The sequence below is a fragment of the Segatella copri genome (genome assembly GCF_026015295.1).
GTDB lineage: Bacteria > Bacteroidota > Bacteroidia > Bacteroidales > Bacteroidaceae > Prevotella > Prevotella copri_C.
This window is the reverse complement of record NZ_JAPDUW010000001.1, coordinates 3,366,098-3,379,506: the sequence shown is the minus strand read 5'-3', so window position 1 is coordinate 3,379,506 and position 13,409 is coordinate 3,366,098. Positions and strand designations below refer to the sequence as shown.

At 45.5% G+C, this 13,409-nt stretch carries 12 protein-coding genes; 2 read left to right on the top strand and 10 right to left on the bottom strand.

The window, feature by feature from the left end; all coding sequences use genetic code 11:
* Positions 1–524 precede the first annotated feature (524 nt).
* On the bottom strand, positions 525–1,094 hold the full coding sequence (gene pdxT / locus ONT18_RS14125) for a pyridoxal 5'-phosphate synthase glutaminase subunit PdxT (RefSeq protein ID WP_117694675.1): 570 nt from the start codon (positions 1,092–1,094) through the stop codon (positions 525–527).
* A gap of 69 nt (positions 1,095–1,163) precedes the next feature.
* On the bottom strand, positions 1,164–2,039 hold the full coding sequence (pdxS, locus tag ONT18_RS14120) for a pyridoxal 5'-phosphate synthase lyase subunit PdxS (RefSeq protein WP_118200501.1): 876 nt from the start codon (positions 2,037–2,039) through the stop codon (positions 1,164–1,166).
* Positions 2,040–2,872: 833 nt separating this feature from the next.
* On the opposite strand from pdxS, the gene ONT18_RS14115 reads away from it, so the two are divergent.
* Together ONT18_RS14115 and ONT18_RS14110 are read left to right on the top strand one after the other, a co-directional pair.
* The gene (locus tag ONT18_RS14115; RefSeq protein WP_106812837.1) at positions 2,873–3,289 is read left to right on the top strand and encodes a helix-turn-helix domain-containing protein; all 417 of its coding nucleotides are present in this window, start codon (positions 2,873–2,875) and stop codon (positions 3,287–3,289) included.
* Complete coding sequence (locus ONT18_RS14110) at positions 3,265–3,882, top strand: IS630 family transposase (RefSeq protein ID WP_106812727.1); 618 nt, start codon at positions 3,265–3,267, stop codon at positions 3,880–3,882. The genes ONT18_RS14115 and ONT18_RS14110 overlap by 25 nt, the downstream gene beginning before the upstream one ends.
* 347 nt (positions 3,883–4,229) lie before the next feature.
* Here the strand turns inward: ONT18_RS14110 and ONT18_RS14105 are convergent, their stop codons facing one another.
* From ONT18_RS14105 to ONT18_RS14070, 8 genes are all read right to left on the bottom strand, one after another.
* A complete protein-coding gene (locus tag ONT18_RS14105; RefSeq protein ID WP_264906291.1) occupies positions 4,230–4,580 on the bottom strand; it encodes a hypothetical protein in 351 nt (116 codons plus the stop codon).
* Between the two features lie 266 nt (positions 4,581–4,846).
* On the bottom strand, positions 4,847–5,557 hold the full coding sequence (locus ONT18_RS14100) for a porin family protein (protein ID WP_144154479.1): 711 nt from the start codon (positions 5,555–5,557) through the stop codon (positions 4,847–4,849).
* A 5-nt stretch (positions 5,558–5,562) separates the two neighbouring features.
* Positions 5,563–6,720 (bottom strand): hypothetical protein, encoded by a 1,158-nt coding sequence (locus tag ONT18_RS14095; RefSeq protein WP_144154481.1) that lies wholly within the window; start codon positions 6,718–6,720, stop codon positions 5,563–5,565.
* Positions 6,721–6,902: 182 nt separating this feature from the next.
* Complete coding sequence (locus tag ONT18_RS14090) at positions 6,903–7,865, bottom strand: hydroxymethylpyrimidine/phosphomethylpyrimidine kinase (RefSeq protein WP_264906289.1); 963 nt, start codon at positions 7,863–7,865, stop codon at positions 6,903–6,905.
* A 96-nt stretch (positions 7,866–7,961) separates the two neighbouring features.
* Positions 7,962–8,444 (bottom strand): lipocalin family protein, encoded by a 483-nt coding sequence (locus tag ONT18_RS14085; RefSeq protein WP_182429215.1) that lies wholly within the window; start codon positions 8,442–8,444, stop codon positions 7,962–7,964.
* A gap of 47 nt (positions 8,445–8,491) precedes the next feature.
* Positions 8,492–9,229, bottom strand: coding sequence for a DUF1573 domain-containing protein (locus ONT18_RS14080; RefSeq protein ID WP_264906288.1), 738 nt, complete (start codon positions 9,227–9,229; stop codon positions 8,492–8,494).
* Positions 9,230–9,240: 11 nt separating this feature from the next.
* Entirely contained in the window at positions 9,241–11,328 is a 2,088-nt protein-coding gene (locus ONT18_RS14075) for a subtilase family N-terminal domain-containing protein (RefSeq protein ID WP_264906287.1), read from the bottom strand.
* 31 nt (positions 11,329–11,359) lie between these two features.
* A complete protein-coding gene (locus tag ONT18_RS14070; RefSeq protein ID WP_264906286.1) occupies positions 11,360–13,408 on the bottom strand; it encodes a BACON domain-containing protein in 2,049 nt (682 codons plus the stop codon).
* Position 13,409: the final 1 nt, after the last annotated feature.

Here is a 13,409-nt window from a genome sequence, read left to right as displayed (position 1 = left end):
TAACGAAGATTTCATAATGCAAAGATACGATGAATATTTGTAAACGGCAAACATTTATCGGAAAAAAGTATCAGACACAACATTCATGCCTAATATGCATTTTAGCAAAGTTTGAAGAACGAAAACATGCATTTTAGCAAAGTTTAGAGGACGAAAATATGCATTTTAGCAAAGTATAAGAATGGTAACCTGCTGGTATTAAAGACTTTACTGCACTTTTACCAAAAAGTAAGAAATAATCCTCAAATAGAGCAATTATGGTTGATGAAAAAGTGATATTGCAAGTCTTGGCTGAACAACAGGAATATGTTCAAAGTTATGAACCCCAAAAGTGGGTCGGCCGATATGAAGAAAACCTTTTTGAATTAGATAGTCCGCTATCAATAAAAAAGTATCTTAGGATACTTGCTCATGTATCTTAAGATACTTGGCAATGTATCCTAAGATACTTTGCAATATAGCTTCATGTGCCCATGAAGCCTGTTTCATCGGCCAACGAAATAAGTTTCATCTTAGGATGAAGCCTACTTGCTGCACATCCCCAGAAAATACTTATGAATCTCCAGACTTTCGTTCAATTCAGGATGGAAGGCGGTAACGAGCTGGTTACCCTGACGGGCAGCCACAATCTTGCCATCTACTTCCGCCAGAACCTCAGCATCTCCCCACACCTCTTTAATATAAGGAGCACGGATGAAAGTCATTGGGATGTTGCCCTCGATGCCCTTCATCGGAGCCTCGATGTAGAAACTGCCCAACTGGCGACCGTAGGCATTTCTCAAAGCCGTGATGTCCATCGAAGCTATGCGCTGACTAGGCTCGCCCTCAATCTTCTTGGCAAGAAGAATCAAACCGGCACAGGTACCATAAACTGGCAAGCCGGCAGCAATCGCCTCCTTCACAGGCTCCATCAATCCCAGTTCATTCAAGAGTTTCGCCTGGGTGGTACTCTCACCGCCCGGAATAATCAAGCCATCCTTAGGCTGGTCCCAATCCTTCAACTGGCGAACCTCAAAACTATCCACGCCCAACTGAGCCAACTTCTGTCTGTGCTCAGCAAAAGCGCCTTGTAAAGCTAATACTGCTATTCTCATAACATACTTATCTAATATAAAAGCCCCTTCTTGTTCAGGAGGGGCCTTTATCTGTTATCTCATTTATTATTATTTACCTCTTTCAGCCATGAGCAAAGCAATCTCCTGCTCATTGATACCTACCATTGCCTCACCGAGGTCCTCGCTCAACTCTGCCAACATCTTAGGATCATTGTAGTTGGTAACAGCCTTCACGATAGCCTGGGCACGCTTAGCAGGATTACCGCTCTTGAAGATACCAGAACCTACGAATACACCCTCGGCACCGAGCTGCATCATCAGGGCAGCATCAGCTGGAGTAGCCACACCACCGGCAGCGAAATTAACCACTGGCAACTTGCCGTTCTCGTGAACATACTTCACCAGGTCGTAAGGAGCCTGCAACTGCTTGGCTGCCTCGTAAAGTTCATCCTCGCTCATAGAAACCAGGCGGCGGATTTCGCTCTGCATCATACGCATGTGGGTAACAGCCTGAACCACATCACCTGTTCCTGGCTCACCCTTGGTACGGATCATGGTAGCACCCTCAGCAATACGGCGGAGCGCCTCGCCCAGGTTCTTGGCACCACAAACGAATGGCACGTCGAACTGAGTCTTGTCGATGTGATAAACATTATCAGCTGGAGAGAGCACCTCGCTCTCGTCAATATAGTCGATTTCGATAGCCTGAAGAATCTGAGCCTCAGCGAAGTGACCGATGCGGCACTTAGCCATTACAGGGATAGAAACAGCCTCCTGAATACCCTTGATCATCTTAGGGTCGCTCATACGTGAAACACCACCTGCTGCACGGATATCAGCTGGAATACGTTCCAGCGCCATTACTGCGCATGCACCTGCTGCCTCTGCGATTTTTGCCTGTTCTGGAGTTGTTACGTCCATAATCACACCACCCTTGAGCATCTGAGCCAAGTTGCGGTTCAATTCTTGTCTATTTTCTGTCATAATTCTTATATTTTTATTCAATTACGGCTGCAAAGGAAACATTTTTCAGCGAAATAGCAGAAAAATATTCCATTTTCTGCAAACATTGAGTCATTTTGTATAAAGAGAGATTCGCAAATATATAAGAGATATTCCTGAATATATAAAGCAGTACACAGATTGTACTGCTAAGAGAAACCGAGAGGAGTTCACCTCCCGAACTTCTACATTTTTTGTATCTTAGCGAAAAATTTCGTAACGAAAAATTTCGATTATGGAATATAGAAGACCCATTCTTCAGGAAATGGATACTCAAGAACATGATTGAGTAAGATTATATACAGAGAAATCGCCAGCAAAGCTGTAAAAAAGCTTCGCTGGCGATTCTGCAAGAGAGAGGTTTATCTATGTGTAAAAAAACTAACTCATAGTTTTTTGATGCGAAAGTCATAGCTTTTCGGCTCGAAACTCACTATTTTTTGCATCGCGAGGGAATGAAAAATACATCGGGATGCACTAAAAAATGCATCGGGAGGGAATAAAAACAGCCTGCATGATGGCAGATTATCGCCCTCATGAGGCATCATTCAAGCCTCCTGCCGGTCATCATTGATGGCACTTATCTGTCTTCATATAAGGCACTTAGCTATCTTAAGAAGGAACACAAGATGGGTAAGGAAAACAGCCAGGGGTTAACAGGGTTAACAGTTAACACCCCAAAAATGCATACTTCCCTCTACTCACATATAAAAATAAGTATATATATATTTATTATTATAAGTAAGTGATCTAAATTATTTATATATATCAGTACTAATATGGTTCATTTTCCGTTTTATAGAAAAAGTAGAATTATGAAACCAATAAAAGTACTTGAATTATCAGAGGTTGATCGCCTCAAATTAGAGAAAGGCTATCATAATGGCCCTACTCATAGTTTTCGTATCAGATGCAAATCCATATTGCTGAAGTCAGAAGGTAAATCAGCTCCCAAAATAGCAGAAATGCTTGAGGTGACTGTACCTACTGTCTACGCATGGGTAAAACGTTATGAAGAAAATGGCATCAAAGGCTTGGAGACACGTCCTGGTCAGGGTCGAAAGCCTATTATGGATTGTTCTGATGAAGAAGCAGTCCGCAAGGCAATTGAGGAAGACCGTCAAAGCGTGTCTAAAGCACGTGAGGCATGGCAGAATGCGACTGGCAAAGAAGCCAGTGACATTACCTTCAAACGTTTTTTAGAAACATTGGTGCAAGATATAAGCGTATAAGAAAACGCCCAAGGGGCAAACCCTCACCGCAGCTCTACGCATACAAGAAAGAGAAGTTGCAAGAACTTGAAGAACTTGATTCCAAAGGGGAACTTGTGCTATATTATGCCGACGAAAGCCATGTCTGTACAAATGGATATGTTCCATATGGCTGGCAATTCAAGAATGAGGATGTTTACATCCCATCCGAGAAAGCTGCCCGGCTTAATATCTTTGGTATGATTACCAAAAGGAACCAATATAAAGGCTTTACCACAAAAGAGTCCATCAACGCAGACAAGATTGTGGACTATCTTGACAGATTCTCTTTCAATGTCACGAAGAAGACTGTAATTGTCTTGGACAATGCTTCTGTTCATAGAAATCGGAAGGTGAAAGAACTGAGGAAAATTTGGGAGAATAGAGGATTGTTCCTCGTCTATCTTCCACCTTATTCTCCAGAACTTAATCCTGCCGAGATTCTTTGGCGTATACTTAAGGGCAAATGGATAAGACCGATAGATTACGAGACTACGGACTCGCTTTTCTATTGTACGAACAGGGCCTTGGCCTCTGTGGGTACGAACTTATTCGTGAATTATTCATATTTGTAAAATTAATTTTGAACAGTTACTTATAGGTATAAAGGAGGGGGAGGATGCAAAAAACAGCTGTTAACTGTTAACCCTGTTAACCCCCAATGAAAAAGTTAATAGTTTATAGTTAATAGTTGATAGGGCGTAGCCGTTAGCAAGATTGCTATAAACTATCAACTATTAACTACTGAACTTTCGCATGTGGGGAAGTTAAGGGAAGTTAGGGAAGTTAGAGGGAAGTTAAGGGACAAATGTCCTACGTTTTACGAAAGAAGACTATTGTCTCTTCACTTCCCGAACGACCGTAGGGAGTGATAACTTCTTTAACTTCAATCAATTCCCTCACTTGCGAAACTTGAATAAGATTAATCCCCCGAATAGGTCATTTTAAAATTTACCTTCTTTAATTCATTGTAGTTCAATAAATACCTTTTATCAAAAATATTTTTTTCTATCAACTCTTCTTTGGAATATTTATCAATAGTACTTTGTTTAAATATTATCACTTGGTATAGACTATTAGCTTCATCTTCTGTTTCCGGAATTGCTATTTTCCCTATAAAACAACTATCATTGTATGCTTCTCGCAATATTCTAGGATCAAACATCTTAAACACATGTTTTGGTGTTAAAAGAGTAGTATCCCCAAACATAAAATCTGCAGCATAGATCGTTTCCCCTGATTTATTTATAACCTTAACATCTTGATAATACACGTCCTCACCAGGATTTCCTATCAGGCATGAGCATGCATTATATAGCACACAAACCGTACAAAAAATTGCTACTTTCAGAAATCGTATAATTTTTTTTTTTCATATTGTTACTATTAAGAATTGAGTGCAAAATTAATCATTTAAAACTGCAGCAAAGATACAAATAATCCCTCAATGAGGGATTTTTACGCATAATGCTATCTACATATTAACCCTCAAATCTGCAACTAAGCCTTCCACAGGGTTTGTCGGGTGCGCCTTTCTATCTATAGCGTGAACTTATATCCTGCCGTGATATATATGGCATAGTTGCGTGCCGTTGGAGAGTTGTTGAAGCCCCAGCCACCGGGGTTGTCTGTCTTCAGACTGATAGCCTGTCGCAGTTCGAAACAATAGGAGGCGTCGAGGGTGATATGTCGCCATTCGTAGCTCACTCCAAGGGGAATGCCAATAACAACATTGCGGAATTTGCTGCTTACATCCTCCGATTTCTTCTCTTTGTACGATTCCCATAGGTACATTGATGATACGTCGTTGCCGAGGTTCATCGTGCGTATGCTGTGTATAGTCATCTTATCCTTTGCCGAGAGGAGTATGCCAGCCTGCACACCAATATGTGCAGCCAATCCTTTCACACCAGAGAAGTATGTCTTGATTTGCAGAGGCACGGAGAGATATGTCACGTCAAGTTTTTCATCGGCAGACGCATATTTCTCTTTCTGTTTCTCAAGTCCAGTACCTATCAGGCTGAAGTCAGCTCCCGTAAGCAGAGAAAAATTCTGCGACAAAGGAAACTCAACGCTTGCTCCAACAGTATATCCGGCTTTCCATTTCTCTGCTACCGTTAGTGCAGCGCCATTCATCTTGGCTATTGTTACGCCTGCATGTGGAATGACAGACACGTGGCGACTTTCGTTTTGGGCTGTTGTCCACATAGGCAACAACATCATGATAACGACTGTTATGATATGTTTCATTGAAATTATTTTCGTTTATAAGTATAACATTCTGTTGTATTATCTTGCTCGCGCGTAAGCTTCATACTGTTTTCAGTCTTGTCGCTTATGGTCCATGTTTCTGTATAACTGTATTTTGGGAAAAGGAGATTGGTCAAGTCTCCTGCAATAGTGATGTTGTCACCCTTCAACATGAAGCATTGGTCGTAGAGCTGACTTCCAAACCTATCCCATTTGCTTATTTTGTGATTTTCTGAAAAAGCTAATGTGTGGTAAAACTGCTTGTTCCAATCATCACCATTGAGAATGTCAATATCGGTAACATTCTCACCATTGATCATGCGCGTATAGTGGATGGTTTCCCACTTGCCAAGCAGTCCTGCAGGCACAGGGGCCTTCATGATCTCGTCGGCTCGCATCATCTCATCAGGAACATCTTTCTTCACGAAGTGTTCCACTAGCTGACTGTTGTTATTGCGGTCAATGGCAAGTAATGAGTTGCTGCCTACGGCATACACCATCCATTGTGAACCCAAAGAAGAGATGACACAGCTATTGCCATTAAGTATCACCTCTGCCGAATGATATTCCACGGAATAATATTTTTCCACACCATACAAACATGTCAAATCAGAGATGTTTCCTTCATTATCGATATAGAAGCCTGTGCCGTTCTCGTTATCCTGTTCCCAATAACCCGTGATGTCAGCCATCGTGTAACCCGACATTTTCATGCCCTCAAGTTCGCTAATCATCTCGTTTCCATTTCCAGGGAGGGATGTCAGCTTATAGAAAGGCACTACGGATGTTTTTCCTTTATACGCAAGATACATTGTTCTGTCATTGTTTCCCGCCACTGTCACATTATAATAGGCGCCATTACTGATAGGAAGTTGCATCTCGTAGTGGTTGCCGTTCACGCTCCATTTACCTGTTTTAAAACCCAGGTGATAAGGATTAGCGGTTTCACCGGTATATAACCATTCGCTGACAGTCTCGTCACTGTGTACCACGATGCCCTGAATGGCACCATCGCCATTGATGTCACCATCGGCTATTTGCCAATAACCGGTAATCGGGGTATTAATATCAGGGGAGAGATCGGTTTGGTCGTCACTGCATGATGTCAGTATAATGATGACAAGCAGGCATTGGGAAAGAAATGCGAAAAAAGTACGTTTCATGTTTTGTTATTATTTTACATTAATTCCGCAACACTATTATAAATTAAACTTTTTAAGTGTCTGAGCAACAAAAAGTTGCCCAGGATTTTGTCATGTCGAAGAATTCACTTATCTTAGTGTTGCAAAACAAACAAGAGAATTCAACGATAGCCATGGCAAAGATGGCTAAACATGGCCTCATTTTAATCAACAGGTTTTGGTTGCCTGAAAGCAGAAGGCGTTACCCCTCTCATCTTCTTGAAGAACTTGGTGAGATGAGCCTGGGATGAGAAACCGAAGGTATTGGCTATCTCCTGAACCGTATGCGTAGTGGTAGAAAGCTCGCGCTCTATCTCCTTCACGATGTATTCATCGATGATTGCCTTCGGGGTCTTGCCGGAGATACGGCGGGTAACCTGAGCCAGATAACGGCCACTCACATTCAACTGGTCGGCATAGAAATGAACATCGCTATAAGTGCGGCAGAAGTTATTCACCTGCGAGATAAACTGGTTGTAAAGCTCGGAACTCCTGCCCTGCAGATTGCTCTGGCGCACGAGTTCTACATTGATGAAATCCTGCGCCATCGCCAACGCCTCCTCCATCTTCTTGCCCTGATTCAGATAGACGGCAAGAGCTGAAGAGAAACGGTTGATGAGACCATGCGAATTGGCATTGTCGAGGCGATAGATCCGGAGCCCCTGCTTTTCGGCAAGGCTCAGCAGTTTGGAATTCTGAAGAATGATGTCGCTCTCCTTCTTGCGTGACACGACGACAGAACAGAGCGGCAGCAGACGGTATTTGATCTGGCTCACCACATCTTCCGTCATCAGCGCATCGCCCTGGCTCGACCAGATGGCAGGGGCATAGATGATATGGGCAGGACGGTATTTGGTCAGCGCATCGATGACCACATTCAGCGTTTCCACCCTGCGTATCATACCAATCTTCACAATATCAGGCTGCACATCGTTCATGATAGCCTCAATCTGCCCCGAAACAATCTCGGCAGGAATATCGAAGAACTCCTGAATACCGAGCGTATTCTGCACAGTGATGCTGGTTATTGCCGAAACAGCATAACCGCCCAACTCGGCAATCGTCCTGATGTCCGCCTGCACACCAGAGCCTCCGGTGCTGTCTGAACCTGTAATCGTTAATATCATATCCTTAAACTTTGAACCCGATGATAAGTTTGAGGGCAAAGATACAAAAAAAGAGCGAATAATCCGCAGAATTTGCAGATAATTCGCTCTTTTTTTTTATTCTTCAGTGAGATCTTTACAATCCTTGAGTATCTTAGCAGGAACCTCATTGCAACGCTTGTAGCGGCAGATGTCGGTAACATCGTTCTTGGCGGTCCATATCATGGAACCCGATGCCAGGAGGCGGGTTACGAGATAACTCTGGTTCCAGTCGCCCTTACCGTTATCATAGCTTCCGCTGATGATGTAACCCTGGTATGGATCGTTCTCGATAGCGAACGAACCGGTGATATGGCGACCATACATACTGTCAAACTTCTGATACATCTCGAAAGTCTGGTCCTTGCGGTTGAAAACGATGTAGCAGTATGTGCCCTCAGCAAGAGGTTCACCGTTCCACTCAGCCAACTCCCATGTGCCATGAAGATTGGCAGGTGTAACTTCCAGAGAACGCTCCTCCGGTTCCTCATCATCGCTGCTGCAGGCTGCAAAGCCGCAGGCAAACAAAGCAATCACCAGGAGGGTGAAGAGTTTTTTCAAATATTTCATTGTCTTGGTATTTTTTTCTTTTTTACTTTTTTTCCCTTTTACCTTTTTAACTTTACAACGACCTGTATCGTTCTGTCAGACGGACGGGCATCCAAGCCCTCCAGAATAACAGGGAAGGTGAAGGATTCGGGCATCGTAGCCGGAATCTTATCGGCTATGATGGTGATGACGAGGTCAGCCTCATCACCCGGTTCTATCACCTCAGGCTCTGTTGTAAGACGGGCATAAGGAGGAAGAAGGAGGCTGGATATACGGAGCGGCTTGTCGCCGCTGTTTCCGCAAAGGATGCGTGCCTCAGGCTCTGTGCCCGGCTTTACCTCTGTGATACTTGCCTTCGCCTGTTTCAGTCTGAGTGCGCCCATCTTGTGCGGATAGCGTGCCCACTGGTCAGCACCCGGCAGCACCTTTCCCGTTAAGGCAAGCTTAACGGCAGGCTGTCCCTCTACCTCTTTCAGATAGAGATAAGCACCCGTATTGATGGTGCCCGGATAGCGGTTAGGCGTGAAGGTGAGCTGCACCTGACAGGTATCGCCAGGCTTCATCACATCGCCCTTGACATAAGAACTGGTACATCCACAGGTGGTTCTCACCTGTGTGATGTGCAGTATCTTCTTGCTCACATTCTTACCCACGAAGGTGAAGGTGCGAGGCGCATCGTCCTCGGTCATCGTACCCGCATCGATAAGCGGATGCTCAAACTTCAGCAGTTCCTCCTGCGCATTCACCGTAACAGGCAAAGCCAGGAAGAAAAGCGACAGGAAAGCAAATATCTTCATATTACATCCAATTACATCCAACCATTGTTACCGGCACTCTTTCTAACGGTCACAACTACGGTCTGTCTGGTACCATCAGCAGCTGTTACGGTGAGCGATGTGCTTCCGGCAGCGAGTCCCTTCACGGTGAGCGTTTTGCCTTCTACCGAAGCAGAAGCTACGTTGCCATTCACTACTGAGCAAGAGAAGCCCTCTGTCTGACCTGCGAAATATGCAGCGAGGTTGAGAGAAACAGTCTTCTCGATGCCCACATACACGTTAGGCAACTTCATATCAGAACTGAATTCCTTGTTCTTGATGTAATTCAAGAGCTTAGCTGCATCAATCAGACCAGCACCCATCTTGCCGATGTACTTAGAGAGCTGTACAATCTCTGGCGAAGCACCTACGGTAGTATGGTTCATGTAGTAGGTCTTGGTTGCACCATTCTGATAATGACTATCCAGTTCCTTTACAGATTTCTTCATCAGGGCTACGAAGTCGGCAGCACGATAATGACGGTTCGTCTTGGCAGCATAAGCGAGACCCAAGGCAGCCACACCCGAAACATGAGGACAAGCCATAGAGGTTCCCTCCATGTAACCGTAAGCAGGCTGACCGTTCTTGATCATCGTAGAGAGCACAGCACCTTTCTGCTCGGTTGTCTCTGCCCAATATTCATCTTCCTGCTCGCCAATCTTGCTGTAATATTCCAAGTCGCCACCAGGAGCACTCAGGGTTACGAGCGAACCGAAATCGGTGTAGCAGGCTGGAGTAAAGTCGGCTGCTACTGAAGATACGCTGACGCACTTAGAGTAAGCACCTGGGAAAGCAGGATTGCCAGCATACTCGTTACCGGCTGCGAAGACTGGAATACCGCCGTCGATGACACCATTAGGCGAACCGGCATTGTTGATGAAGTAATCCAAAGCCTCCTTCTCCAAAGGATAAGTCTCTGCCCACTCCTTCTCGGTAGCAGGTCCAGGAGTATAACCATTGATGATACTAGACTCTGAAGAGTTGTAACCCCAACTGCACTGCAGGATGACAGCACCATTATCGGCAGCATATTTGATGGCTCTCGCCTCGCCTGCCAAGGTTACACTGTTCTGACCGGAGAATACCTGGCAAGACATAATCTTGACACCAGAGTTAGGAGTTCCGTCACCACCGGCTACACCGCAAACACCTTTACCATTATTATTTACGGCTGCAATGGTACCAGCTACGTGAGTACCATGACCGGTGTCATTGGCATCAGTCCAGGTAATATCGCCGCTCTCAGTAACGAAGTTGTAGCCATGAAGGTCGCCCTCATAACCGTTTCCGTCGCCGTCAGTCTTGGCACCCTGAACACTTTCGCCCGGGTTGCACCACATGTTGGCTGCCAGATCAGGATGCGTATACATCACACCCTCATCGAGAATAGCCACGATGATAGAAGGATCACCTTTACAGATCTTCCATGCCTCAAGTGCATTCACATCACATCCAGCCTTAGCACCTACATGATTGTTGTTGAGGTTTTCAAAATCATAGTTGCCCTCGCCCAGGTTATGGTAATGCCACTGGCTAGCAAAGCCTGGGTCATTAGGGAAGTCCTCGGCTGCTGCGCGGGTAGACTTCTGCTGAAGTGCCTTATCGCTGAGATAGATGCGCTTGCTGTCTGTCTTGTAAGCACGTTTGATGCGACCGTTGGTCTGAACCTTTGAGATTTCGCCCAACTGCTTCAGGCGCTCGGCAGCCGCCTTCAGGTCGGTTCCCTTATTAAACTTCACCGTATACCAGAGGTGGAGTCCCGCCTCGCGGGTTCTTGCCTCAGTATTTGCATCAACCGGGAACACACGCTCGAAGCTGTAGCTTCCCAGGATGTCGAGCACCTCGTCGGTAGAAGGAATACCCGAACGGGTAGCCTTTCCGGCGCGGGTCTTGCTCAGTTGTGCCTGGTCGAGGATATCGCTCATTTCCGGACTGAACTTAATCAGCAGTTCACCCGCCTCAGCATCTGCAGGGATGGTGATTTCTGAATTGCCGTCAGAAGAGCCGATGGTTGACAGGCTGTCAGAACAGCCCGTCAATGCCAATGCGACCATTGCTATATAGAAAAACTTTTTCTTCATTGTTTGCTTCTATATTGTTTTTATGTTTATCTTACTTTTTCTTAGTTCTCCTGTACTTTGCCATCAGCGCAGCTTCATTAATATCGCCTGCTGCCACGTATTTGCGGTAGTAGAGCGGATAAGCTACACCTCGAACCTCCCACTGGCTGCCTGGGTCGCTGGTTCCGTAATAGTAGTCATAGCTATAGCTGTCTTCTGTCATATTAGAGAAACCAACGGCAGCGCCATCGCTATTCTTACCCTTAGGCTGCTGGTTGAAGATCATCGTAGGTGCATTCCATTCTACCAGGTGTGGATGGAAAAGAATCCAGTTTGGCACCTTTCCTGTAAAGAAGTTCAGGTTGAGTGACAACTGACGGCAGTTTGGCAATACACGTGGCACCTGATTAGGACAAACCTCCTCACTAACTACAGAACCATCCTTGTGTTTGCAGGTTACAGGATTATCCCAGCGTGAGAGCAACCATTTACAGGTATCACCTACCAGCTTGTCGAGATAATCTTTCTTGTTGGTAGAGAAGTCAGACTCGCTGTATCGGGTAGCCTTGCCGGCAGCCTCCAGTGCCTCAGTCATCTCTTCATCGGTAGGAAGTTCACCCTCCAGGAAGCAGTAAGACAACTCCAGTGTATTCAACTTATCCCATGTCAGGAGCTTGAGAAGCGCCTGACGGTCTGCGGATCCGGCATTTACCTTACCATACAGTCCGATAGGATAGTTATTATAAACATAGACGCCTGATGCATTCTTTTCGCCCAGCGAAGCGATGTTGGTGACAACATCCGTACGGCGCTGTGCGTAGAGAATGAGGTTACGCAACTTAGGGAAGTTCTTCTCGTTGACGATATTGGTGATATCCGACAACTTGTTGAAGTTGTTACTTACCAGATTGAGCGTTTCAAGGCTGCTACCCAGTTTAGCAAAGTTAGAAGGCAACTGAGTCAGACCGTAAGCCTGAACGGTAAGATTCTTCAGATACTTCAGCGAGCAGATTTCATCACCGAGCTTCACCTCACGAATCTGGTTGTTCTCGTTAGCTGCAACAGAGAATGACTCCAGGAACTTGAGGTTGCCCACTTCCTTAGGAAGAGTTTCGCCACTTTTGAGGTTGAACATGCTGAACTTGACAGAACGTACACGTCCTAAAGCCTCAGGATGAGTTTTCACGAAAGCATCAGTAGCTTCCCAGAGCGTTACGCCGCTCCAGTTGCGCATGTTATCGCTGGAATCGAAGGTAGCAATGCTACCCAGTTTCTGGTTGATCATGATGACAGAGAGAGAGTCACCGGCATGGTTGTCCTCAATCTTTGGTGCTGCCTTCTGACGAACGGTCAGGATGACATCAGCTGTAGGATTACCATCTGCATCCACCAGTTTATCTTCAGCTTTTACCGGTACTAAGTGAACCTTAGCCACACGAACGGCAGGAACCACGTTCATCGCCCAGCGGAACTTGAAGTTCACGGTGCGAGGACGGTACTTTCTATCCAGCACGATACCCAGGTTAGTACCTTTCAGCTTATCTTCATCCTTGCTGTTCAGGAGCCAGCCTTCACGCTCGCTCTCGTTTTCTGTCTTCTCGGCATCAGTCATATCACCCTCGAAGGAATACTCTATCTTACCGATTTTGCATTCCACGTTGGCAGAAATGAGACTCTCGAAAGCACGGTTATCGTAAGTATCGGAGTTTTCGATTTCTACAACAGGATCCTTCAGGAATATCTGCTTGCCATAACCGAACTGGGTGATGGTAAGTGTGCGGCTCTGTCCGTTGGCACCCTGGAAACTGATTTCTGTGCTGCGAAGCGTGTTGGAAAGAGTAGAATCCACCTTGATGGTACCCTCTACAGAACCCACGCCGTTGGCAGGCGAAAGCATCAGCCAAGGCTCAGAGGTATTTGCCACCCAGTCCTGTGAGGCAGCGATGGCAATCTGCTCTGTTCCTCCCTGAGGGTCTACTGCTATCACCTTTTTATCGAGAGCCAGACCTCCTGGGATATCGACATCATCCTTATCGCTGCAGGCTGTGAAAAGCCCGGCAGCGAGAACGATACCTAATGTCAGTTTATTCATATATTTCATA

What these genes read in the sequence shown, in the direction of transcription:
- pdxT (WP_117694675.1), bottom strand. Translation starts at nt 1,094, where the DNA reads ATGAGAATAGCAGTATTAGCTTTACAAGGCGCTTTTGCTGAGCACAGA.
- pdxS (WP_118200501.1), bottom strand. Translation starts at nt 2,039, where the DNA reads ATGACAGAAAATAGACAAGAATTGAACCGCAACTTGGCTCAGATGCTC.
- ONT18_RS14115 (WP_106812837.1), top strand. Translation starts at nt 2,873, where the DNA reads ATGAAACCAATAAAAGTACTTGAATTATCAGAGGTTGATCGCCTCAAA.
- ONT18_RS14100 (WP_144154479.1), bottom strand. Translation starts at nt 5,557, where the DNA reads ATGAAACATATCATAACAGTCGTTATCATGATGTTGTTGCCTATGTGG.
- ONT18_RS14095 (WP_144154481.1), bottom strand. Translation starts at nt 6,720, where the DNA reads ATGAAACGTACTTTTTTCGCATTTCTTTCCCAATGCCTGCTTGTCATC.
- ONT18_RS14090 (WP_264906289.1), bottom strand. Translation starts at nt 7,865, where the DNA reads ATGATATTAACGATTACAGGTTCAGACAGCACCGGAGGCTCTGGTGTG.
- ONT18_RS14080 (WP_264906288.1), bottom strand. Translation starts at nt 9,229, where the DNA reads ATGAAGATATTTGCTTTCCTGTCGCTTTTCTTCCTGGCTTTGCCTGTT.
- ONT18_RS14075 (WP_264906287.1), bottom strand. Translation starts at nt 11,328, where the DNA reads ATGAAGAAAAAGTTTTTCTATATAGCAATGGTCGCATTGGCATTGACG.
- ONT18_RS14070 (WP_264906286.1), bottom strand. Translation starts at nt 13,408, where the DNA reads ATGAAATATATGAATAAACTGACATTAGGTATCGTTCTCGCTGCCGGG.